At 66.3% G+C, this 21,345-nt stretch carries 19 protein-coding genes and 1 pseudogene; 12 read left to right on the plus strand and 8 right to left on the minus strand.

The features are described 5' to 3' along the window. Positions 1–327: 327 nt before the first annotated feature. Positions 328–1,512, minus strand: a complete 1,185-nt coding sequence (gene metK / locus EV687_RS09660; protein WP_122230373.1) for a methionine adenosyltransferase — start codon at positions 1,510–1,512, stop codon at positions 328–330. A 152-nt stretch (positions 1,513–1,664) separates the two neighbouring features. Between metK and EV687_RS09665 the strand changes: the two genes are divergently transcribed. After that, complete coding sequence (locus tag EV687_RS09665) at positions 1,665–2,528, plus strand: lysophospholipid acyltransferase family protein (RefSeq protein WP_122230371.1); 864 nt, start codon at positions 1,665–1,667, stop codon at positions 2,526–2,528. After that, on the plus strand, positions 2,528–3,406 hold the full coding sequence (locus EV687_RS09670) for a lysophospholipid acyltransferase family protein (RefSeq protein ID WP_122230369.1): 879 nt from the start codon (positions 2,528–2,530) through the stop codon (positions 3,404–3,406). The genes EV687_RS09665 and EV687_RS09670 overlap by 1 nt, the downstream gene beginning before the upstream one ends. A 34-nt stretch (positions 3,407–3,440) precedes the next feature. Here EV687_RS09670 and thiL read toward each other — a convergent pair whose 3' ends face one another. Beyond that, entirely contained in the window at positions 3,441–4,424 is a 984-nt protein-coding gene (gene thiL / locus EV687_RS09675) for a thiamine-phosphate kinase (RefSeq protein WP_122230367.1), read from the minus strand. Positions 4,425–4,441: 17 nt separating this feature from the next. Next, positions 4,442–4,870: a Co2+/Mg2+ efflux protein ApaG gene (gene apaG / locus EV687_RS09680; RefSeq protein WP_122230365.1), complete on the minus strand. Its 429-nt coding sequence runs from the start codon at positions 4,868–4,870 to the stop codon at positions 4,442–4,444. A gap of 74 nt (positions 4,871–4,944) precedes the next feature. Between apaG and rpe the strand changes: the two genes are divergently transcribed. Further along, on the plus strand, positions 4,945–5,637 hold the full coding sequence (gene rpe, locus EV687_RS09685) for a ribulose-phosphate 3-epimerase (protein ID WP_122230363.1): 693 nt from the start codon (positions 4,945–4,947) through the stop codon (positions 5,635–5,637). On the opposite strand, the pseudogene EV687_RS09690 reads toward rpe, so the two are convergent. Beyond that, a pseudogene (locus EV687_RS09690) lies at positions 5,638–6,302 on the minus strand (transposase family protein); the annotation flags it as partial. A gap of 206 nt (positions 6,303–6,508) precedes the next feature. Here EV687_RS09690 and EV687_RS19385 point away from each other — a divergent pair. From EV687_RS19385 to trhA, 5 genes are all read left to right on the plus strand, one after another. Beyond that, a complete protein-coding gene (locus EV687_RS19385) occupies positions 6,509–6,880 on the plus strand; it encodes a hypothetical protein (protein ID WP_423201078.1) in 372 nt (123 codons plus the stop codon). Between the two features lie 162 nt (positions 6,881–7,042). Next, entirely contained in the window at positions 7,043–9,082 is a 2,040-nt protein-coding gene (gene tkt / locus EV687_RS09705; RefSeq protein WP_122230361.1) for a transketolase, read from the plus strand. Positions 9,083–9,429: 347 nt separating this feature from the next. Then, positions 9,430–9,642: a transcription antiterminator/RNA stability regulator CspE gene (cspE, locus tag EV687_RS09710; RefSeq protein WP_122230359.1), complete on the plus strand. Its 213-nt coding sequence runs from the start codon at positions 9,430–9,432 to the stop codon at positions 9,640–9,642. A 97-nt stretch (positions 9,643–9,739) separates the two neighbouring features. Then, positions 9,740–10,765 (plus strand): trypsin-like serine peptidase, encoded by a 1,026-nt coding sequence (locus EV687_RS09715; protein ID WP_122230357.1) that lies wholly within the window; start codon positions 9,740–9,742, stop codon positions 10,763–10,765. Between the two features lie 49 nt (positions 10,766–10,814). After that, positions 10,815–11,459 (plus strand): PAQR family membrane homeostasis protein TrhA, encoded by a 645-nt coding sequence (trhA, locus tag EV687_RS09720; protein ID WP_122230355.1) that lies wholly within the window; start codon positions 10,815–10,817, stop codon positions 11,457–11,459. On the opposite strand, the gene EV687_RS09725 is transcribed toward trhA, so the two are convergent. Next, a complete protein-coding gene (locus tag EV687_RS09725; RefSeq protein ID WP_122230353.1) occupies positions 11,453–12,454 on the minus strand; it encodes a LysR family transcriptional regulator in 1,002 nt (333 codons plus the stop codon). The genes trhA and EV687_RS09725 overlap by 7 nt on opposite strands. Positions 12,455–12,606: 152 nt before the next feature. Here EV687_RS09725 and EV687_RS09730 point away from each other — a divergent pair, with 152 nt between their 5' ends. Then, on the plus strand, positions 12,607–13,350 hold the full coding sequence (locus EV687_RS09730; RefSeq protein WP_122230351.1) for a sulfite exporter TauE/SafE family protein: 744 nt from the start codon (positions 12,607–12,609) through the stop codon (positions 13,348–13,350). A 218-nt stretch (positions 13,351–13,568) separates the two neighbouring features. On the opposite strand, the gene EV687_RS09735 is transcribed toward EV687_RS09730, so the two are convergent. Next, positions 13,569–14,420 carry a nitroreductase family protein gene (locus tag EV687_RS09735; protein ID WP_122230349.1) on the minus strand — a complete coding sequence of 284 codons (852 nt, stop codon included), beginning with the start codon at positions 14,418–14,420 and terminating at the stop codon, positions 13,569–13,571. 87 nt (positions 14,421–14,507) lie between these two features. After that, positions 14,508–15,527 (minus strand): aldo/keto reductase, encoded by a 1,020-nt coding sequence (locus EV687_RS09740; RefSeq protein ID WP_122230347.1) that lies wholly within the window; start codon positions 15,525–15,527, stop codon positions 14,508–14,510. 286 nt (positions 15,528–15,813) lie between these two features. Here EV687_RS09740 and EV687_RS09745 point away from each other — a divergent pair, with 286 nt between their 5' ends. Continuing rightward, positions 15,814–17,142, plus strand: a complete 1,329-nt coding sequence (locus tag EV687_RS09745) for an LLM class flavin-dependent oxidoreductase (RefSeq protein WP_122230345.1) — start codon at positions 15,814–15,816, stop codon at positions 17,140–17,142. A 31-nt stretch (positions 17,143–17,173) separates the two neighbouring features. Here the strand turns inward: EV687_RS09745 and pdxR are convergent, their stop codons facing one another. Next, on the minus strand, positions 17,174–18,655 hold the full coding sequence (pdxR, locus tag EV687_RS09750) for a MocR-like pyridoxine biosynthesis transcription factor PdxR (protein ID WP_122230343.1): 1,482 nt from the start codon (positions 18,653–18,655) through the stop codon (positions 17,174–17,176). Positions 18,656–18,783: 128 nt separating this feature from the next. Between pdxR and gabT the strand changes: the two genes are divergently transcribed. Beyond that, positions 18,784–20,193, plus strand: a complete 1,410-nt coding sequence (gene gabT / locus EV687_RS09755) for a 4-aminobutyrate--2-oxoglutarate transaminase (RefSeq protein ID WP_122230609.1) — start codon at positions 18,784–18,786, stop codon at positions 20,191–20,193. Continuing rightward, positions 20,190–21,332, plus strand: a complete 1,143-nt coding sequence (locus EV687_RS09760) for an ABC transporter ATP-binding protein (RefSeq protein WP_122230341.1) — start codon at positions 20,190–20,192, stop codon at positions 21,330–21,332. Before gabT ends, EV687_RS09760 begins: the two co-directional genes overlap by 4 nt. Positions 21,333–21,345 lie beyond the last annotated feature (13 nt).

The raw sequence follows: 21,345 nt of genomic DNA on the forward strand, positions 1-21,345 counted from the left end.
AATGCTTCCATCAGAGCATGGCAACTGGAGGAAAGTTCCGGCCGATTGCGTGACAGCGCGTGCGGAAGTTTGTCGTTTTGTATCGTCCGTCGCTGCGCAGGAAGGTACTTTGCACGCTGTTTGACAATCGGTTGACTGATTCTACGGTGCGTCGCGAATTCGTGCTGGGTGCCCGTGAAAAATGGCCTTAGCCGGCCGCGGGGCTATGCCCACGCAGGGTGGCCGCGGCAATGCATGCGCCCCATGCGCAACAAAGGCCAAGGGCGGAGCAGGCTACCCCGTTCCTCCCTTGGCCTCGGGCCTGGCTGCGCTGGCGTGCCCGGCGTGTCAGCCCAGACCTGCGGCCGCGCGCAGCGCGGCAGCCTTGTCGGTGGCTTCCCAGGTGAATTCCGGTTCCTCGCGGCCGAAGTGGCCATAGGCGGCGGTCTTCTCGTAGATCGGGCGGCGCAGGTCCAGCATTTCGATGATGCCGCGCGGGCGCAGGTCGAAGTGCTGCTGCACCAGTTCGGCAATCTGCTCGTCCGGGATCACGCCAGTGCCCTCGGTGTAGACCGTGACGTTGATCGGTTTGGCCACGCCGATGGCGTACGAGACTTGGATCTGCGCCTGCCGCGCCAGACCGGCCGCGACAATGTTCTTGGCCACGTAGCGGGCCGCGTAGGCGGCCGAGCGGTCGACCTTGGTGGGGTCCTTGCCGCTAAAGGCACCGCCACCGTGCGGGCAGGCACCGCCGTAGGTGTCGACGATGATCTTGCGGCCCGTCAGGCCGCAGTCACCCTGCGGGCCGCCGATGACAAAGCGGCCGGTTGGGTTGACCAGGTAGCGGGTGTTCTGGAGCCATTCCCTGGGCAGTACCGGCTTGATGATCTCCTCGATCACCGCCTCGATGAAACTGGACTTGAGCTTGGTGGCCGATTCGCTCTGGTCGGGGCTGTGCTGGGTCGAGAGCACGACGGTGTCGATGCTGTGCGGCTTGCCGTCGACGTAGCGCATGGTCACCTGGCTCTTGGCGTCCGGACGCAGGAAGGGCAGGCGGCCGTCGCGGCGCAGCTGGCTCTGGCGCTCGACCAAGCGGTGCGCGTAATAAATGGGCGCGGGCATCAGCTCGGGCGTCTCGTCGCAGGCATAGCCGAACATCAGGCCCTGGTCGCCGGCGCCGATGTTGAGCTCGTCGTCGCTGGCACGGTCCACGCCTTGGGCGATTTCCTGGCTTTGCTTGTCGTAGGCCACCAGCACCGCGCAGCCCTTGTAATCAATGCCATACTCGGTGTTGTCATAGCCGATGCGCTTGATGGTGTCGCGCGCCACCTGAATGTAGTCCACCGTGGCGCCCGAGGTGATCTCGCCAGCCAGCACCACCAGGCCGGTGTTGGTCAGGGTCTCGGCGGCCACGCGGCTGGCCGGGTCTTGGCGCAGCAGCGCATCTAGAATAGCGTCCGAAATCTGGTCCGCCACCTTATCGGGGTGGCCTTCGGAGACCGATTCGGACGTGAAGAGAAAATCGTTGGCCATGAAAAAAGCTCCTAGCAATCGGAAGATCCAGGCGTTGCCGGAAACCATCCATTGAGAGAAGCTCTGGCGAACGCTTTAGCAGTTTTGTTTTGAGTCGCCCTGCAAGTTGCTCTGTTAACTCGGCGACAGTCCCGATTCTATCCCATTGCCGCATGGCCATCTTGTTGCGTGTCTTGTCATTGCTGCCGTCGCGGTTGCTGTATCTGCTGGGTTGGCCGCTGGGCTGGGCGGTCTTTCTGCTGGCGCCCCATTACCGGCGCCGCTTCATTGAGAACGCGGTGCAGGCCGGCTATGCCTTAGCCGAGGTGCGCGCCGCCGTCGGCCAGGCCGGCCGCATGGTCACCGAACTGCCCAAGGTCTGGGCCGGCCGGGCCATCGAGGTCCGCATGGACGATGCCACCCGGCAGGTGCTGGATGCAGCCTGGGCGGCCGGGCGGGGCGTGCTGCTGTTCACGCCGCACCTGGGGTGCTTCGAGCTGTCGGCGCAAAGCGTGGCGCGCCACTGGGGCGACGCGCGCGGGCCGCTGACGGTGCTTTACCGGCCGGCGCGCAAGGCCTGGCTGGCGCGGCAGATGCAGACCATCCGCAACCGCCACGGGCAGGAAGCGGTGCCCACCGACATGGGCGGCGTGCGCGCCATGCTCAAGCGCCTGCGCAAAGGCGGTGCAGTAGGCCTGCTGCCCGATCAGGTGCCGCCCTGGGGCATGGGCATCTGGAGCGATTTCTTTGGCCGGCCGGCGTATACGATGACGATTGCCGCACGCCTCGTGATGCAGACGCGGCCTTCGGTGCTGGTGGGGCGTTGCGAGCGCCTGCCCTGGGGTGGCGGCTACCAACTGCATGTGGAGCAGGTGCCGTATGACGAGGGCGCCGATCAGGAAATGCTGGTGCGGCAGATGAACGCGGCGCTGGAGGCGCAGATCCGCGCCTGCCCGCAACAATACCTGTGGGGCTACGCGCGCTACAAATGGCCACGTGGCATGCCGGTCGATGCGCAGCCGCCGGGGAATAGCTGATGCGCAAGACCTTTTCCGGCTATGCGGTGATCGCGCTGATGCACCTGCTGTCTTGGCTGCCGCTATGGCTGCTACGGGCCATCGGCTGCACCGCCGGGCAATTGCTGTTCTGGCTGGCGCGGCCGCGCCGCCGCGTGGCGCTGACCAATCTGCGCCTGTGCTTTCCGCAAACCGATGAGCCCACGCGGCGGCGCTGGGTCCGCGCATCCTTCATCTATTTCTGCCAGACCTGGCTGGACCGCAGCTGGCTGTGGTTGGGCTCGCCTCGGCTGCTGCGTCGGCGTCTGCACCTGCATGGCGCGCTGGAGCAATATCAGCAGCCCGGCGCGGTGATCGTGCTGACGCCGCATTTCTATGGGCTCGATGCCGCGGCAATGGCGATGGCATTGCACAACGATCGGCCCGTTGCCAGCATCTTCATGAAGCAGCCCAACCCGGTGCTCGATGCCTGGATCAAGGCCGGGCGGGCGCGCTTTGGCGAGGTGCGGCTGATCAACCGTGCGGAGGGACTGCGCCCGGTTATCCAGACCCTGCGCAAAGGCGGTGTGCTGTACCTGCTGCCGGACATGAACTTCGCAGCCGATGAATCGATTTTCGTTCCCTTTTTCAGCGTGCCAACCGCCACAGTGCCATCGCTCTCGCGCTTCGCGCAGATGGGCCGGGCCCGGGTGATGCCGTTGCTCTCGCGCGTGACGCGGCAGGGCTACGACATCGAGTTGCTGCCGGCGTGGCAGGACTTCCCCACTGGCGATGTGCCGGCCGACACCACGCGCATGAATGCCGAGCTGGAGGGGTGGATCCGCAGCATGCCGGCACAGTACTTCTGGGTGCACAAGCGCTTCAAGTCGCGGCCGCCGGGCGAGCCGCCGGTGTACTGAGCCGGCATCCCGCTCCGTCCACGCGCATGCTTGTTCAGCCGAAATGGTCGAACGATGGCAGATCCAGCGGGACGGGCTGGCCGTCGCCATCGACCACGGTGATGCCGTGCCCGGCCACGATGCGGCCAATGCGCTGCACCGGCACCGCCAGCGCTGCGCCGATGGCGGCAATGGCGGCGCGTTCGGCGGGGGCGGCGGTGAACAGCAGTTCGTAGTCATCGCCGCCGGCAAGCGCAAAGGCGATCTGGCGCTGCGCTGGCCAGGCCGCCAGCGCCTGCCACAGCGCGGGGCTGGTGGCCAGCACGGCCACACCATCGATGTGGGCGCCGACCCCCGAGGCCTTGAGAATGTGGCCCAGGTCCCCGCGCAGGCCATCACTGAGGTCCATGGCGGCGCTGGCGATGCCACGCAGGCGCTGGCCCAGCGCCAGGCGCGGTGTGGGCGCCTCGAGGCGCTGGCACAGGTGCTGCCGCAGGGCGGCATCGGCCAGCGTCCATTCGCCACGCAGCAGCGCCAGACCCGCGCGGGCTTCGCCGATGGTGCCGCTCACATACAGATCGTCGCCCGGGCGGGCGCCACTGCGCAGCAGCGCCTGGCCCTGCGGCAACTGGCCGAACACGGTGATGTTGATGGTCATCGGTCCCTTGGTGGTGTCGCCTCCCACCAGTGGGCAGTGATGCTGCCCGGCCAGCGCCAGCATGCCGCCGGAGAAGGCCTGCAGCCAGCGCGCCTCAATGGTCTCGAGCGCCAGCGCCAGCGTGAAGCCCAGCGGCTCGGCGCCACAGGCGGCCAGATCGCTCAGATTCACGGCCAGCGCTTTGTGGCCGAGCCGCGCCGGATCGGTATCGGTGAAAAAGTGGCGGCCGGCCACCAGCATATCGCTGGAGATGGCCAGCTGCATGCCGGGCGAGGGCTGGAGGATGGCGCAGTCATCGCCGATACCAACGGCCACCGCCGCCGTATAGCCCGCCTGGGCAGGGCGTGTGAAGAAGCGCTCGATCAGGTCGAATTCGCCCATGCGCCGCACCGCCGCCGTCAGTGCAGCAACCGGCTGCTGCTCATGCGCGTACTGATGCCGGCCGGCATGTCGGTGGCAATCAGCTCGAAGGTCTCGATGGGGCATTCGAACACATCGCCCTCGTCGGTCACGCACAGATAGTGCCCTTGCATGGTCCCCGAGGCGGTCTGCAGCTGGCAACTGCTGGTGTATTCGAAGGATTCGCCCGGCTCCAGCAGCGGCTGCTGGCCCACCACACCGAGGCCGCGCACCTGCTCGGTCTGGTTGCTGCCGTCGATGATCACCCAATGCCGCGCGATCAGCTGTGCGCTCTGGTTGCCTTCGTTGGTGATGGTGATGGTGTAAGCGAAGCGGTAGACGCGTTGCGCAGGATCCGACTGCTCGGGCAGATAGCGGGTCTGGACCTGCACGTCGAAGGTATTGGAGGTGCGGGCATGTTGGGGCATGGCGCAATGGTAGCGGCTTTTGCGCTGGTGTTCGCCTGGGCGTTCCCCTTGGCGTTTTTTGCGACAATGCCTGCATGACCGCAGCCCAACGCCCCACCTACCGCATCGCTCCCTCGATCCTCTCGGCCGACTTCGCGCAACTGGGCGCCGAAGTTCGCCATGTGATCGATGCCGGCGCCGACTGGATCCACTTCGACGTGATGGACAACCATTACGTGCCCAACCTGACGTTCGGGCCGATGATCTGCAAGGCCCTGCGTCCCCACGCACGGCTGGCCGACGGCACGCCGGTGCCGATCGACGTGCACCTGATGATTGCGCCCGTCGATGCGCTGGCAGCCGAGTTCGCCGATGCCGGCGCGGATCTCATCAGCTTCCACCCCGATGCGAGCGGCCATGTGCACCGCAGCATCCAGGCTATCAAGGCCAAGGGCTGCCAGGCCGGCCTGGTGTTCAACCCGGCGGCGCCGCTCGACGTGCTCGACTGGGTCATCGACGATATCGACCTGATCCTCATCATGAGCGTCAACCCCGGCTTTGGCGGGCAGGCCTTCATCGACTCGGCGCTGCGCAAGATCGAGGCGGCACGCCGGCGCATCGATGCCAGCGGCCGGGACATTCGGCTGGAAGTGGATGGCGGCATCAAGGCCGGCAACATCCGTCTGGCCGCCGATGCCGGTGCCGACACCTTCGTGGCCGGCAGCGCCATCTTTGGCGCCGCCGACTACCACGCGGCCATTGCGCAGATGCGGGCCGCGCTTGGCTGAGGTGTTCAGTCCCGGCATTAGGCTCGGATTGAGCCTGAACCGCTCGGGCTCGGTTGTCCACACTGCTTGCAGATGCATTCGCAGGGAGTCAGGCCTTTCCATCTCCTGGGCCTGGGAGCGAAGTTGTAGGCATCGATGACGTTGGCGAGGTGCTGCCGCAGCTGTGCATGATCGTCGTAGTGTGAGCGCTTGACGGTGGCTTCCTTGAGGTTCCGGCTCATCCGTTCGACCTGCCCGCTGGTCCAAGGGTGAGCGCGAACTTTGAGGTCCGATCGATGGTCACGAAAAGATAGAGCATGCCCTCGGCCATCTGTACTTGGCCGATGTCGACATGGAAGCAGCCGATCGGGTCGCTCTTGAATCGATTCTTGGCGGGTTTGTCGCCCTCGATCTCGGGCAGCCGCGAGATGCTCCAGCGCCAGCAGGGTGTGCCTGCGAAAGGCGACGAGCTGCCTCAGCCTCGACGGATAAAACGGTGGAGCATGGCTGCCTGGGCCCGGTGGGCAGGTCGGCGGCCGAGGTCCGTTTCTTCCACTTGGCCTACGCCTTCTGATTGATGCCATGGCGCTTGGACAGCGCCCTGAGGCTCTCTTGACTATTTTGTATCGCTGCACGGATCGCCTTTGCTTTGTCATGGTGGCGCTCCCATGCAGAACCTGGCCCATAGTGCTTCCTTCCATTCGAGGGAGAAGATCGCACCATCAAAACGGACGGGCACCGCAGCCAGGCGGCGAAGTCCGCTTTCTCGGCCAGCCACTCGTGTGGCCGCACCCACACGCGACGCTGGTGTTCCAGCACGCGAGGCTGCTGCCCTGGCGCTCGATGCGCTCGAACGTGCTCTTCGGCCTGGACTTCAAACGCCATCACCCGCATGCAGATGCAGGCCCTGCTGCTGGTGACACACGACATCGACGAGGCCATCGTGGTGGCCGACCGCATTCTGCCGATGGACCGCGAGGGCGGCGGGCCGGCGCGCATTGTGCGCGAATGGCCGGTCGGCATCGCCTGGATCATGCTGGTGCCCGCCGGGATGCTGGGCGTGCCCTCGGGCCAGGGCTGCCTCATCCTCGATACCCGACCGTCTCGCCTACGACGAGCTGATGGCCACCATCCTCGTCATCGGCGTGCTTGGCCTGCTGCTGGACGTGCTGGTGCGGGGTGCGCACCGGCTCTGGACACACGGCCAGGGGCATGGCGGCAGACGCAACGGCAGGCCGCATCACGGCCGCCGGTTCAGCGCTGACTTAAAATGGCGCCGCAGACCACACCATCATCCCCGCGGGCCCGGTGCCGGACCCACTGGCGCGGTTGATGGGGCTGGTCATTTTCTTTGCCCGTGTTTCTTTGCCTGTTTCGCTGTCCGCCGCGAAAACCGTTCGACCCGCCTACCTCTGGAGCTTCCCCCATGGCCAACACCACCACAATGGCCAATGCGATCCGCGCATTGGCCATGGACGCCGTTCAACAAGCCAATTCCGGTCACCCCGGCGCTCCGATGGGCATGGCGGACATGGCCGTGGCGCTGTGGTCGCGCCACCTGCGGCACAACCCTACCAATCCGCACTGGGCCGACCGCGACCGCTTCATCCTCTCCAACGGCCATGCCTCGATGCTGCTGTACGCACTGCTGCACCTGAGTGGCTACGACCTGCCCATCGAGGAGCTGAAGAACTTCCGCAAGCTCCACAGCAAGACCCCCGGCCACCCGGAAGTGGACGTGACGCCGGGCGTCGAGACCACCACCGGCCCGCTCGGCCAGGGCATCACCAACGCGGTCGGCTTCGCGCTGGCCGAGAAGCTGCTGGCGGCCGAATTCAACCGCGGCAAGCACGCCATCGTCGACCACCACACCTACGTGTTCCTGGGTGACGGCTGCCTGATGGAAGGCATCAGCCACGAAGCCTGCGCGCTGGCCGGCGCCTGGAAGCTGAACAAGCTCATCGCGCTCTACGACGACAACGGCATTTCGATCGACGGCAAGGTCGCGCCCTGGTTCGTCGACAATACCGCCGAGCGCTTCAAGGCCTACCAGTGGAACGTGATCGGGCCGGTCGACGGCCATAGCGCCGAGGCCATCGACCAGGCCATCGCAAAGGCCAAGCAATCGGCCGACAAGCCCACGCTGATCATCTGCAAGACCCACATCGGCTATGGGGCACCGAACCGCCAGGACACCGCCAAGGCCCACGGCGAGCCGCTGGGTGCTGACGAGATTGCGCTGGTGCGCCAGGGACTGGGCTGGAGCGCCGCGCCCTTCGAGATTCCCACCGACGTCTATGCCGCCTGGGATGCCAAGGCCGCCGGCCAGAAGCTCCAATCGGCCTGGGACAAGCGCTTCAAGGCCTATGCCAAGGCCCACCCCGAACTGGCGGCGGAATTCACCCGCCGCATGGCCGGCGAGCTGCCCGCCAACTTCGGCGAAATCGCCGCGCGGATTGCCTCCGACGCCCACGACAAGGCTGCCACCGTGGCCAGTCGGAAGGCCAGCCAGTTGGCGCTTGAGGGCTTGACCGCAGCCCTGCCGGAACTGCTGGGCGGCTCGGCCGACCTTACGGGCTCCAACCTCACCAACACCGGTTCGACGCCAGCCCTGCGCATCGATGACAAGGGCGCCGTGGTCAAGACCGAAGACGGCCGCATCGGCCGCCACATCAACTACGGCGTGCGCGAATTCGGCATGGCTGCCATCATGAACGGCGTGGCGCTGCACGGCGGCTACATTCCCTATGGCGGCACTTTCCTGACTTTCAGCGACTACAGCCGCAACGCCATCCGCATGGCCGCGCTGATGAAGCGCCGCGTGGTGCATGTGTTCACGCACGACTCCATCGGCCTGGGCGAGGATGGCCCCACGCACCAGTCCATCGAACACGCCGCCAGCCTGCGCCTCATCCCGAACCTGGATGTCTGGCGGCCGGGCGATACCACCGAGGCCGCCATTGCCTGGACGGTGGCGCTGAGCCATGCGGACCGCCCCACTGCCCTGCTGCTGAGCCGCCAGAACCTGGCCTACGCGCCCAAGCGCGAGGAAGTGCTCGACAACATCGCCAATGGTGCCTACGTGCTGAGCGAGCCGGCCGACATCGGCCTGAAGAAGCAGGCCCAGGCCGTCATCATCGCCACCGGTTCGGAAGTGCAACTGGCGGTGGCCGCACAGAAACTGCTGGCCGAACGCAAGATCGCCGTGCGCGTGGTCTCCATGCCCAGCACCACCACCTTCGACCGCCAGGACGAGGCCTACCAGCGCAGCGTGCTGCCAGCCGGCCTGCCGCGCATCGCCGTCGAGGCCGGCGTGACCGATTTCTGGTGGAAGTACGGCTGCGCCGCCGTGGTCGGCATCGACCGCTTCGGCGAATCGGCCCCGGCGGCCGACCTGTTCCAGTATTTCGGCTTCACCGCCGAGAACGTGGCCGATACCGTGCAGGTGGCGCTCCAGCGCCGATAAGGCACCCGCCGATAAACCGCAGTCAGGCGAGTCGCTGCACCGACACGCCGCGGCATCGCAGCCAAAAGGCCTCCGAACGGAGGCCTTTTTCATTCTTGCGCCGTTTCGCACGGCATCCGGCGCAGCCCGCTGTTTTTTGCCGGCAACTATATTTTTCATGAAACCGGCACAAACACCATAAGGCATGTACCATGAACCCGTTGATATGTGCAAGACCGTCAGTTCATAGGTTCTTTTTACTCTTTCCGGCTCGCGTCGGCGGATGTGTCTAACTCCATTGATGATTTTCTTGACGTCTCTTCGCCGGGCGTGTTTTTTGCGTTCGGCAATTTCGAAAGGAAACCGATATGACGACACAAACCGGAACCGTGAAATGGTTCAACGAAAGCAAGGGCTTTGGCTTCATCGCTCCCGATGACGGCGGCAAGGATTTGTTTGCCCACTTCCGCGAGATTCAGGACAACGGCTTCAAGACCCTGGCTGAAAACCAGCGCGTCGAGTTCGAAGTCACCCAAGGTGCCAAGGGCCCGCAGGCTTCCAACATTCGCACCGTGAGTTGAGCGCCACGGGGCCCGGCAGTTCCGCCGAGCCTGTGATCACGCCACCTTCAAAGCGCGGGGATTCCCGCGCTTTTCCTTTTTGAGAAAGGCCCTGGCGATGAAGAATCTGCAAGAAGCCACCGAGCGCATCTGCCAGCTCAAGGGCAGCCTGATCGCGATCGACGCCTTGCTCCCGGCCCTGCTGGAAGCACAACCACCGACGCGGCATGCAGCCTTGGCGCGTTCATTCGAGGCCCATGCGGAAGCGGCCCGCACCGTCATGCTCAACGCCGCCATCTCCGACCATGTGCTGGTCGCCTTCGAGCGCGACGTTGCCCGCATGCGCTCGATACTGACTGGCATCGGCCAGAGCGGCCAGCGCGCGGACCAGCACGATAGCGCCACCGCCGTGCTGATGACGACGACGCGCATCACCACCTTTCTGGGACAGTCGGCACTCTCGGGTGCCAGCGGCTTCTTCTTTCGCCGCGACGGCGCGCTGTTCCTGGCGACCAATCGCCATGTGTTCTCTGACGAGAAGGGCAACCACTTTCCCGACCGCATCGAGATCGAGGTACACACCGATGCACAGAATCTGACACGCTATGCGGTGTTTTCGATTCCCCTGTACCGCAATGGCCTGAGCCTGTGGCGCGAGGCCGCCGACAGCGCCGGCGTGGTGGATGTCGCCGTCATCGAGCTGGAAGAAGGGCGCCTGCCCGCCTCATCGGTATTCCAAGCTTTTGACTCGACGCATCTGGAAGCCCGTGGCGAGGATCCGGCCATTGGCGATGCGCTGGCGGTCATCGGCTTCCCGCTGGGCTTTCATGACACGGTGCACCATCTGGCCGTGGCGCGCAGCGCCTCGATCGCCTCGGCCTATGGCATCCGTTTCCAGCAGCAGGGCTACTTTCTCACCGATGCCCGCACCCACCGCGGCAGCAGCGGCTCGCCGGTGTTGCGCCGCCGCGGCGACTACAGCAAGGACGGCTCCGCCCTGTCGTGGCAGTTGCTGGGCGTGCACTCGACCCGCATCGACATGCTCACACGCAATCTGATGGAAGATGAATCGCTCGGCCTCAACGGCGCGTGGTACGCCGATGTGCTGATGACGCTGACCGAACCGCGCCAGCCCATGTTGTGAACAAGGGTTTTCGCTCGGGCATGTCACCGCTCTTGTGCACCATATCCGCATGAAAGTCATCCAGAGAAACCAGACCTTCGGCGAGGAACTGGCCAATGCCATAACCCATGGCATTGGTTGCGCACTGGCCATTGCGGCGCTGCCCATCCTGTCCATCAACGCGGCACAGCATGGCTCGGCGCACGATGTCGTGGGCGCGAGCATCTTCGGCAGCACGATGATCCTGATGTACCTGGCATCGACGATCTACCATGCCCTGCCGGCAGGCCGTGTCAAGGCCTGGATGAACCGCGCGGACCACGCCGCCATCTACATCTTCATCGCCGGCAGCTACACGCCCTTCACGCTGGGGCTGCTCAGGGGCAGCTGGGGCTGGTCGCTGTTCGGGCTGGTGTGGACGATCGCGGCCATCGGCGTGGTGCTGAAGCTGCTCCAGCGGCTGAATTCACCATTGCTCTCGACGGGCCTGTACCTGCTGATGGGCTGGCTGATCCTGGCCGCCACCGGCCAATTGCTCGAGAAGATGCCCACGGCCGGCCTGCTGTGGCTGCTGGCCGGCGGGCTGAGCTACTCCGTGGGCGCCGTCGTGTTCATCTTCGACTCGCGGTTCAAGTACGCCCACTGCTTCTGGCACCTCTTCGTGATCGGTGGCACCGTCTGCCACTTCTTTGCGGCCTTGAGATACGGCTACTGAAGATCTGCTGGTTCGCCGCCCACCTGCCGGGATGACGCCATCAGTGCTGCGCATGCCTGGCGCAGCGCCTGGGCAAACAGCGCCTGCTCGGCCGATTGCGCGCCGCTGGTGCGCTCGAACAGCGTGATGGGCGGCAGCGTCCAGCCGAAGTGGTGCTGCACGATGTCCACGCCGGCGATGCGCGCCAGTTCGTCCGCGATGTCGGCCGGCACGATGGAGATGGCGCGCTCGTTGGCGGCAATCAGCTCGCCAATGAGCTTGGCCGAGAGGCTCTCGACGATGGGCGCGGGCGGCGGCACGCCGGCGCGCAGGAAGAAATCGGTGACCTGCTCGCGCATCGGCGTCTGGCGCGCGCCGAGAATCCAGTCCAGCTCGGCCAGTTCCTGCCAGGCCAGCGGACGGCGGCTCAGCCTGGCGGCCAGGCGCCGATGCGCGATCAGCCGCGGCACCTGCTCATAAAGCACCTCATGGCGCAGGCCATGCATGTCCAGGATCGCCGAAGTGCGGCCGACCACGCAGTCGAGTTCATGGGCGCGCAAGCGTTCGAGCAGGTGGTCGCTGGTGCCCTCGTGCAGGCTGACCGTGATGCGCTTGCCCTGTGGCCGCGTGCGCGCGATGGCGGCAGCCAGCAGGCGTCCGGGCAAGAACGGGATCACCCCCACATGCAGGTGCGCGGCACGCCCGGTCCCGGCTGCGGCACAGTCCTGCGCCCAGTGGTCCAGATCGGTCAGCATGGCACTGGCGCGTGCCAGCACCAGCTCGCCCAGCGGCGTGGGCGCCATGCCGCGCGCCGAGCGGATGAACAGCGGCGCGCCAAACAGTTCCTCCAGGTCGGCCAGCGCCTGCGTCACGGCCGGCTGGCTGGTGGCCATGTGCTGTGCCACGCGGGTGAGTGAACCGTGCTCGCCGATGGCCTGCAGCAGGAGCAGGTGCTTCATCCGCAAGCGCGCGGCCAGGCGCCGCGCCAACGCACTGTTGGAGGAGGAAGTGAACATGGACGTGTCCGGGGATGTGCGCGCAGGCATAAGTCAATTCATATCCAATCATCAGAACATATGATGTTTATCTTATATATGCGATCCTACAATTCCTTCCGGACATTGCGCGCATGTCTCTGACTGACAACCTTCAACAGTGAGAGATGACAATGGATGGCGTTTATCTGATCGTGGCCCTGGGGGCCATCGTGGCCGGCCTGATCCAGGGCATTTCCGGCTTTGCATTCGGGCTGGTGGCCATGTCGTTCTGGGCCTGGGTGCTGGAGCCGCGGCTGGCGGCCACGCTGGCCGTGTTCGGCGCGCTGCTGGGGCAGCTCATCGCAGCCATCACGGTGCGCCGAGGCTTTGATGTGAAGCTGCTGGCGCCCTTCGTGCTGGGTGGCCTGGTGGGCGTGCCGCTTGGCGTGGCGCTGTTGCCGCGGCTTGACATGGACTGGTTCAAGGCCCTGCTGGGCATGTTGCTGGTGCTGTGGTGCCCGGCCATGCTGCTGAGCCGGAGCCTGCCGCGCGTCCGGCTGGAATCGCGCCTCGCCGATGGTGCCGTGGGCCTGGCAGGTGGCGTGCTCGGCGGCCTGGGCGGCTTCAGCGGTACGCTGCCGACACTATGGTGTACGCTGCGCGGCTTTGCGAAGGACCGACAGCGTGCGGTGATCCAGAACTTCAATCTCTCGATGCTGCTGGTGGCCATGGGCATCCATCTGGGCAGCGGACTGGTCACGCGCGATGTGCTGCCGCTGTTTGCCATCGTCGCGCCGGCAATGCTGCTGCCATCGCTGCTGGGCGCGCGGCTCTACATCGGCCTGAGCGAGGCGCGCTTTCGCCAGATCGTGCTGGGGCTGCTGACACTCTCGGGCCTGGCGCTGCTGGCCGCCTCGCTGCCCCGGTTGTTGTGAATGAAGAACCCGCTACTGTCGTGAATCAGAAGTTCGTTGAATAAATGAGGATGTCGAAATCGTTGTCAGGCAAGGCGCAAACCGCCGTGATAGCCATCGCCATCACGAGGATTTGCAACGCAGCATGGCGGCAATCCTCGGCCTCTTTATGAGACGAACTTCTGATTCAGGGCACCAGGGTTGCCACACCGGCAGCCTCCCGATGGACTGCGGCGCTCTCAACGCAGCGGAAAACCCAGCTCGAGCAGGATCTCGCGCAGCTCGTAGCGCGCGTCACCCTTTTGCGCAACGTTGCCCAGCCGCGTGGCCAAGTGCCTGGTCCACAGCGGATGATCGATGTGCTGCTTTTTCCAGAACGCATCGAGTGCCTGGTCGTAGCGCTGCGCCGCCTGTGGCTGGGCGCTGGCGTCGTAGTACTCGCTGTGCAGCACGGCCGGCTGGGGCAGGCGCGGGCGGATGTGGCTGACCAGCCCCTCGGCCGGGTAGCCGATGGCCGTGCCGAATACCGGGAACACATAGGGCGGCAGTTTCAGGTCCTCGGCGATGGCCCGCACATGGCTGCGGATGGCGCCTGCGTAGACAGCGCCCAGGCCCAGCGATTCGGCTGCCAGCACGGCATTCTGCGCGGCGATGGCGGCGTCGATGGCGCCCAGTACCACGGATTCGAGATAGTCCGTGCCGTCGATGGTGACACCCTCGGGCGCATCGGCCACCAGCCGGTCACGCGAGAGGTCGACGAGCCAGACCAGAAACAGCGGCGCCTGGCGCACGAAATCCTGGTTGTTGGCCCAGATCGCCAGCTGGTTCTTGTGTGCCGCATCCTGAATGGCCACGACGCTCCAGACCTGCAGGTTCGACGAGCTGGAGCCCGACTGCGCCGCGGCCACCAGTGTCTCGAGGGCATGGGGCGGCAGCGCCGTGGGCGCGAAGGCGCGCACCGAGCGGTGCTGCAGAAGATGGCGCAGGATGGCGTTGTCCAGCACCTCATAGTGCTGGCTCGCTCCATAGCGTTCCTGCAACAACTGGGCGATGTCGGATGCGGACGGGTTGGCGCCGGGATTCTGACTCATGGAAAGCAACCTTTCGAATCAAATGGGAGGCAAGGACACAGAGGAGCAGCAGGCTCGACGCCAGCAGCGCGGGCCGGCGCAGGCCGCTCAGGCGGCAGGCGCGACTGCCGGCACACGCCCCTCGACCGGGTGACCCGGGTCGTTGAAGCCGGGCGTCGAGGGGTGGCCCGGCGCCACCAGGCGGTCCACCAACGCCTCGTCCTCGGCGCTGAAGCGGTAGTCCAGCGCCTTCACATAACCCTCCCATTGCGCCAGTGTGCGTGGCCCGGCAATCGCCGACGTCACCAGCTGGTTGTTGAGCACCCAACCCAGCGCGAACGAAACCGGGTCGATGCCCTTGTCCGCGACGTATTCGCGCAGCTGCTGGGCAATGCGCACCGATTCCTCGCGCCACTCGGTCTCGAGCAGGCGCTTGTCCTGGCGCGCCGCGCGCGAGCCCTCTTGCGGCGCCTGCCCCGGCAGGTACTTGGCGGTCAGCACGCCGCGCGCCAGCGGGCTGTACGAGACCACGCCCAGCCCATAGGCCGCGGCGGCGGGCAATTGCTCGGCTTCGGCGGTGCGGTTGACGAGGTTGTAGAGCGGCTGGCTGGCCACCGGGCGGTCGATGCCCTCGGCATCGGCCAGGTGCGCCACCTCGGCGATGCGCCAGCCACGAAAGTTCGAGACGCCGAAATAGCGCACCTTGCCGGCGCGGATCAGATCGGCAACCGCCCGCACACCCTCGCCCAGCGGCGCATTGAAATCGGCCCGGTGGAAGTACAGGATGTCGATGTAGTCGGTGCCCAGACGCCGCAGGCTGGCCTCGACGGCCTGGATGATCCACTTGCGCGAGGTGCCACGCTGGTTGGGGCCCTCGCCGGCCGGGTTGGCGAATTTGGTGGCCAGCACCCAGTCGTCGCGGTCCGGCGCAATCGCGCGGCCCACCACCTCTTCGGTGCGGCCCTGCTGATAGACGTCGGCGGTGTCGATGAAGTTGACGCCCTGCGCCTTGGCACGGGCGATGATCTCGTGGGAGGAGGCCTCGTCGGTCGGGCCGCCGAACATCATGGTGCCCAGCGCCAGGCGCGAGACTTTGAGGCCACTGCGGCCCAGATAGCGGTAGCTCATGGATCCAATCCCTTGGCAGTGAAAAACGCAGCAAAAACACAGCACATCCAGCGCCGCGGCGACCGGCGACCGATGCAGGTCCCGGCCATTCTAGGCAGCGCGCCGGCGCGCGCCAAATACGCTTTCGCGATAACCACATGCCCGGGCGCCGCAACACCCCCAACGTCTGCGCCGGCATGGCATTCGGCCAACCGTGCGGAGTGCAGGCTTTGGCGAAATGTGGCACAACCATGGCATGCGCGCCGCTGCGCCACCTCCACTCGCACCAGGACAAGGACTGCCAAACATGCCATCGCCTCGCCAACTCAAGCTCGGCGCCTTCATGCGCCCGGTCAGCATCCACACCGGCGCCTGGCGCTATCCGCAAGCCTGGCGCGATGCCAACTTCAACCTCACGCGCCTGAAATACCTGGCCGAGCGGCTGGAGCAAGGCCGCTTCGATGCCTTCTTCATGGCCGACCATCTGGCGGTGCTCAACATGCCCATCGACGCGCTGCAGCGCAGCCATACCGTGACCTCGTTCGAGCCGTTCACGCTGCTGTCTGCGCTCTCGCAGCACACCACGCACCTGGGGCTGGTGGCCACCGCCTCGACCACCTTCGAGGAGCCCTTCCACATCGCGCGGCGCTTCGCTTCGCTGGATCATCTCTCGGGCGGGCGCGCGGGCTGGAACATCGTCACCACCAGCAACCCCGATGCAGCGCGCAACTTCGGGCTGGAAGACCACGTCGAGCATGCCGAACGATACCGCCGCGCGCGCGAGTTCTACGACGTCGTCACCGGCCTGTGGGACAGCTGGGCCGATGACGCCTTCGTGCGCGATGCGGGCAGCGGCCAGTTCTTCGACCCGGCCAGGCTGCACGTGCTCGATCACAAAGGGCCGCATTTCTCGGTGCGCGGGCCGCTGCACATCGCCCGGCCGGTGCAGGGCTGGCCGGTGATCGTGCAGGCCGGCGCGTCCGAAGCCGGGCGCCAGCTCGCCGCCGAGACCGCCGAGGTGGTGTTCGCCGCGCACGGCACCCTGGAGGAAGGCCGGCGCTTCTACGCCGACGTCAAGGGCCGCATGCGCGCCATCGGCCGCGACCCCAACCACCTCAAGATCCTGCCCGGCGCCTTCGTGGTGGTGGCCGGAACGCTGGCCGAGGCGCGCGCCATCCGCGCCAGGCTGGACAGCCTGGTGCACTACGAGAGCGCCATCGCCTCGCTGTCGATCTCGCTGGGCGTCGATGCCTCGCAATTCGACCCGGACGGGCCACTGCCCCGCGATCTGCCCGACACCAACGCCAGCAAGAGCGCGCGCGAGCGCGCCATCGCCCTGGCCGAACGCGAGGGCCTGACGGTGCGCCAGCTCGCCCAGCGGCTGGGGGGCTTTTCCGGCCTGTCATTCGTGGGCACGCCGCAGACGATCGCCGACGAGATGCAGCAATGGCTGGAGCAGGAAGGCTCGGACGGCTTCAACATCATGTTCCCGTGGCTGCCCGGCGGGCTCGATGCCTTCGTCGATACCCTGGTGCCCGAGCTGCAAGGCCGCGGCCTGCTGCGCCGCGAATACGAGGGCACGACCCTGCGCGAAAACCTGGGCCTGCCGCGCCCGGGCAACCGCTTCTTTCGCTGACGGCTTGCGCTGACGATCAGGGCCGCGCCGCTCAAGCCGCCGATGGCATGAACCGGTCCATCGTCTGTGCCAGCACCTCGAAGGCCGGATCGATCCGCTCGCTGGGCACGCAGGCGTAGCCCAGGATCAGGCCCGTGTGCATGGTGCGCACCGAGTTGTAGTAGCCGCTGAGCGCGCGCGTCAGAATGCCCTGCGCCAGCGCGGCCTGGCTGACGGCCAGATCGTCGCGCACCTGCGGCAGCCCGAGCACCATGTGCAGACCCGCCTCGCCACCGAAGACGGGCAGTGCATCGCCATAGTGACGGTGCACGGCATCGATGAGCAGGCCGCGCCGCTCGGCATACAGGCCCCGCATGCGGCGGATGTGCGAACCCAGGTAGCCCTCGTCGATGAATTCCGCCAGCACCGCCTGCTGCATCATCTGGCCCTCGCGGTAGAGCTCGGCAATGCCCTGCGCGAAAAAATCCGCCATGCTGGTGGGTACCACCATGTAGCCCACCCGCAGGCCGGGAAACAGCACCTTGCTGAAGCTGCCGACGTAAATCACCTGACCGTGCGGGTCCAGCCCCTGCAACGAGGCCAGCGGATGGATGCCGTAGCGGAATTCACTGTCGTAGTCGTCCTCGATGATCCAGCAGTCGTTGGCCGCGGCATAGTCGAGCAGCATGCGCCGGCGCGTCAGACTCATCACGCAGCCAAGCGGATACTGGTGCGAGGGCGTGCACACGATCAACCGCGGCGGCCTGGCCAGATGGCGTGGCGAGGGGTTCATGCCCTCTTCGTCGACCGGGATGGGGATGGCCTTGAGGCCCGATGAAATCAGCAGGTTGCGCACGCCCCAATAGCATGGGTCCTCGACCCAGACCTCGTCGCCCACATCGCACAGCAGGCGCACCGCCAGGTCCACCGACTGGTGGATGCCGGTGGTGATGACGACCTGATCCGGCTCGCAACTGGCCGCACGCGCCACCCGCAGGTAGTCGGCCAGCACGCGCCGCAGCGGGCGGTAGCCGCCACCCTGGGCATAGGTCATCAGTTCGGGGCGGATCTGCCGCCAGACGCGGTTGTGCAGACGGTTCCAGACCTTCAGCGGGAATTCGGTCACGTCCGGCACCCCCGGCATGAAGGCGCCCCACTGCAGCTTGCTGACCCCGGCCATCTCGATGGTGCGCCGGCCCCGCTTGGAGAGACGCTGGTGGTCGCGCAGCGGTCGCCGGCCCGTGCGAGGCTCGGCACGCAGGCGCTCCAGGCTGGTGTCGGCCACATAGGTGCCACTGCCGCTGTGCGACTGCACATAGCCCTCGGCCGCCAATTGTTCATAGACGTGCGTGACCGTGTTGCGCGCGATGCCCAGTTCGGCCGCCAGCGCGCGCGAGGAAGGCAGGCGCACGCCGCTGGCGAGCCGCCCCGACAGGATGGCCTGCTGCAGCAGACGCGCCAGGCGCCGGTAGGCCGGCTCCTCCCCGGTCTCGTCAAGCCGCGCGCGCAACCACTCGGACAGATTCGACAGCATGCCTTCTCCTCGTTAACCCGTACAAATTGGCTCTATGGATATACACCAAATGGCTCTAAGCGCCAGAGCCATACCTGATGATACTGCGCAACATGTTCCAAGCCAGTCCAACCGTCATGGGAGTCGAGATGAACAACGCTTCATTGCAGCGCCGCCGCGAAGCCGCCTCGCCGCGCGGCGTCGGCGTCATGTGCAGCTTCTACGCCGATCGTGCCAGCAATGCCGAACTGTGGGATGTCGAAGGCCGCCGCTACATCGACTTTGCCGCCGGCATCGCGGTGCTCAACACCGGCCACCGCCATCCCAAGGTGACGGCGGCCATTGCCGCACAACTCGAACGCTTCACGCACACCGCCTACCAGGTCGTGCCCTATGCCTCCTATGTCTCTCTGGCCGAACGCATCAATGCCGCCACGCCGGGCACGCATGCCAAGAAAACGGCCTTCTTCACCACCGGTGCCGAGGCAGTGGAAAACGCCATCAAGATCGCCCGCGCCCACACCGGCCGCCCCGGCGTGATCGCCTTTGGCGGAGCGTTCCATGGCCGCACGCTGCTGACGCTGGCGCTCACCGGCAAGGTGGCGCCCTACAAGACGGGTTTCGGCCCCTTCCCGGGCGATGTCTACCACCTGCCTTTTCCCAACGCGCTGCATGGCATCACACCAGAGCATGCGCTCGAGGCGCTGCAGCAACTCTTCAAGGTCGACATCGAGCCCGGCCGCGTGGCCGCCATCATCGTCGAGCCGGTGCAGGGCGAAGGTGGCTTCAACCCGTTGCCGCCGCTGTTCTTCCAAGCGCTGCGCACGGTCTGCGACCAGCATGGCATCGTGCTGATCGCGGACGAGGTGCAAACCGGCTTTGCCCGCACCGGCCGGCTGTTCGCCTGCGAGCATTTCGATGCGCTGCCCGACCTCATCACCTTCGCCAAGAGCCTGGCCGGCGGCATGCCGTTGTCAGGCGTGTGCGGCCGCGCCGAGATCATGGATGCACCCGGCCCCGGCGGCTTGGGCGGCACCTATGCCGGCAACCCGCTGGCCGTGGCCGCCGCCCATGCGGTGCTGGACGTGATCGCCGAGGAGCGGTTGACCGAACGCAGCCAGGTGCTGGGCGAGCGCCTCAAGGCGCGGCTCGAGGGCCTGCACGCGCAGGTGCCGCAAATCGCCGAGGTGCGTGGCCTGGGCGGCATGGTGGCAGTGGAATTCAGGAATGCCGAGGGCCAGCCCGACGCAGCGTTTACCCAGGCCGTGCTGGCGCGTGCGCTGCAGCGGGGCCTGCTGCTGCTCAGCTGCGGCACCCATGGCAATGTGATCCGCTTCCTGTTTCCGCTGACCATCGGGGATGCGGTTTTCGACGAAGCGCTGGACATCCTGCAGGCCGCGCTGCTGGCACAGCCGGACACCGCCGGCACCAACGCCACGCAACCTGCCACCGAATCGGCCCCGCCGACCGCCGACCTCCGCACCAGCATCAAGCTCGGGATGCGCAAGCATTTCGACAACATCGGCAAAAGCCTGGCCCGACTGGAAAGGAACCCATGACCGCATCCTCCGTCCCCGCCGCCACCAGCGCCGACGTGCTGGTCAGCTTCCGCGGCGTCAAGAAGACCTATGACGGCGAGCATCTCGTCGTCAAGCAACTCGACCTGGACATCCGCAAAGGTGAATTCCTCACGCTGCTGGGCCCCTCGGGCTCGGGCAAGACCACCTGCCTGATGATGCTGGCCGGCTTCGAGTTTCCGACCGGCGGCGAGATCCGCCTGGATGGACAGTTGCTCAACCGCGTGCCGCCGCACAAGCGCAACATCGGCATGGTGTTCCAGAACTACGCGCTGTTCCCGCACATGACGGTGGCGCAAAACGTGGGCTACCCGCTGCAGGTACGCGGCGTGCCGGCCGCGCAGCGCAGGCAGCAGATCCACGAGGCGCTGGCGATGGTGCACATGGAGTCGTTCGCAGCGCGCTACCCCTCGCAGCTCTCCGGCGGCCAGCAGCAGCGCATTGCGCTGGCACGTGCCCTGGTCTTCAAGCCGCAACTGGTGCTGATGGACGAGCCGCTGGGCGCGCTCGACAAGCAGTTGCGCGAACACATGCAGATCGAACTCAAGGCCTTGCACCAGCAACTGGGCATGACCTTCGTCTACGTCACGCACGACCAGAACGAGGCGCTGACCATGAGCGACCGCGTGGCCGTGTTCGAGCAGGGCGTGATCCAGCAGCTCGCGCCTGTGGACCAGCTCTACGAAGCCCCGGACAACCTGTTCGTGGCCGGCTTCATCGGCGACAGCAACCGCTTGAGCGGTCAGCTGCGCGCCGGTGCTCCGGATCAGGCCGGCCAGACCGCTCTTTGCACCCTGGCGCTGCCCGATGGCCAGGCCATTCTGGGCCAGGCCATCGGCAAGACGGCGGCAGGGCAGGAGGCCACCGCCAGCATCCGGCCCGAGCGCATGCGCCTGCTCGATCCGGCCGAGGCCGCCCCGGCCGCCGGCAGCCTGCTGCGCGGACGCGCCGCCGGGCTGATCTACTTCGGCGACCACGTGCGCCTGCAATGCGAATTCGCGCAGCAGCCTCACCAGTGCTTCGTCAAGGTGCCGCTGGGCACGCCGGCACTGCGGCACATCACGCCCGGCGATGCCGTCACGCTGGCCTTCGAGCCCGAGCATCTGCGCGTCTACGCCTGAAACCGTCCCCCCC

Origin of the sequence: Corticibacter populi (genome assembly GCF_004217315.1) — a bacterium.
Lineage (GTDB): Bacteria > Pseudomonadota > Gammaproteobacteria > Burkholderiales > Burkholderiaceae_C > Lampropedia > Lampropedia populi.

Bases quoted from the DNA above. Each gene is read 5' to 3' on its own strand.
- thiL (WP_122230367.1), bottom strand. From the start codon at position 4,424: ATGGGCGAATTCGACCTGATCGAGCGCTTCTTCACACGCCCTGCCCAG.
- EV687_RS09715 (WP_122230357.1), top strand. From the start codon at position 9,740: ATGAAGAATCTGCAAGAAGCCACCGAGCGCATCTGCCAGCTCAAGGGC.
- apaG (WP_122230365.1), bottom strand. From the start codon at position 4,870: ATGCCCCAACATGCCCGCACCTCCAATACCTTCGACGTGCAGGTCCAG.
- tkt (WP_122230361.1), top strand. From the start codon at position 7,043: ATGGCCAACACCACCACAATGGCCAATGCGATCCGCGCATTGGCCATG.
- EV687_RS19385 (WP_423201078.1), top strand. From the start codon at position 6,509: ATGCAGATGCAGGCCCTGCTGCTGGTGACACACGACATCGACGAGGCC.
- pdxR (WP_122230343.1), bottom strand. From the start codon at position 18,655: ATGCTGTCGAATCTGTCCGAGTGGTTGCGCGCGCGGCTTGACGAGACC.
- gabT (WP_122230609.1), top strand. From the start codon at position 18,784: ATGAACAACGCTTCATTGCAGCGCCGCCGCGAAGCCGCCTCGCCGCGC.
- metK (WP_122230373.1), bottom strand. From the start codon at position 1,512: ATGGCCAACGATTTTCTCTTCACGTCCGAATCGGTCTCCGAAGGCCAC.
- EV687_RS09730 (WP_122230351.1), top strand. From the start codon at position 12,607: ATGGATGGCGTTTATCTGATCGTGGCCCTGGGGGCCATCGTGGCCGGC.
- trhA (WP_122230355.1), top strand. From the start codon at position 10,815: ATGAAAGTCATCCAGAGAAACCAGACCTTCGGCGAGGAACTGGCCAAT.
- rpe (WP_122230363.1), top strand. From the start codon at position 4,945: ATGACCGCAGCCCAACGCCCCACCTACCGCATCGCTCCCTCGATCCTC.
- EV687_RS09670 (WP_122230369.1), top strand. From the start codon at position 2,528: ATGCGCAAGACCTTTTCCGGCTATGCGGTGATCGCGCTGATGCACCTG.
- EV687_RS09725 (WP_122230353.1), bottom strand. From the start codon at position 12,454: ATGTTCACTTCCTCCTCCAACAGTGCGTTGGCGCGGCGCCTGGCCGCG.
- EV687_RS09740 (WP_122230347.1), bottom strand. From the start codon at position 15,527: ATGAGCTACCGCTATCTGGGCCGCAGTGGCCTCAAAGTCTCGCGCCTG.
- EV687_RS09745 (WP_122230345.1), top strand. From the start codon at position 15,814: ATGCCATCGCCTCGCCAACTCAAGCTCGGCGCCTTCATGCGCCCGGTC.
- EV687_RS09735 (WP_122230349.1), bottom strand. From the start codon at position 14,420: ATGAGTCAGAATCCCGGCGCCAACCCGTCCGCATCCGACATCGCCCAG.
- cspE (WP_122230359.1), top strand. From the start codon at position 9,430: ATGACGACACAAACCGGAACCGTGAAATGGTTCAACGAAAGCAAGGGC.
- EV687_RS09760 (WP_122230341.1), top strand. From the start codon at position 20,190: ATGACCGCATCCTCCGTCCCCGCCGCCACCAGCGCCGACGTGCTGGTC.
- EV687_RS09665 (WP_122230371.1), top strand. From the start codon at position 1,665: ATGGCCATCTTGTTGCGTGTCTTGTCATTGCTGCCGTCGCGGTTGCTG.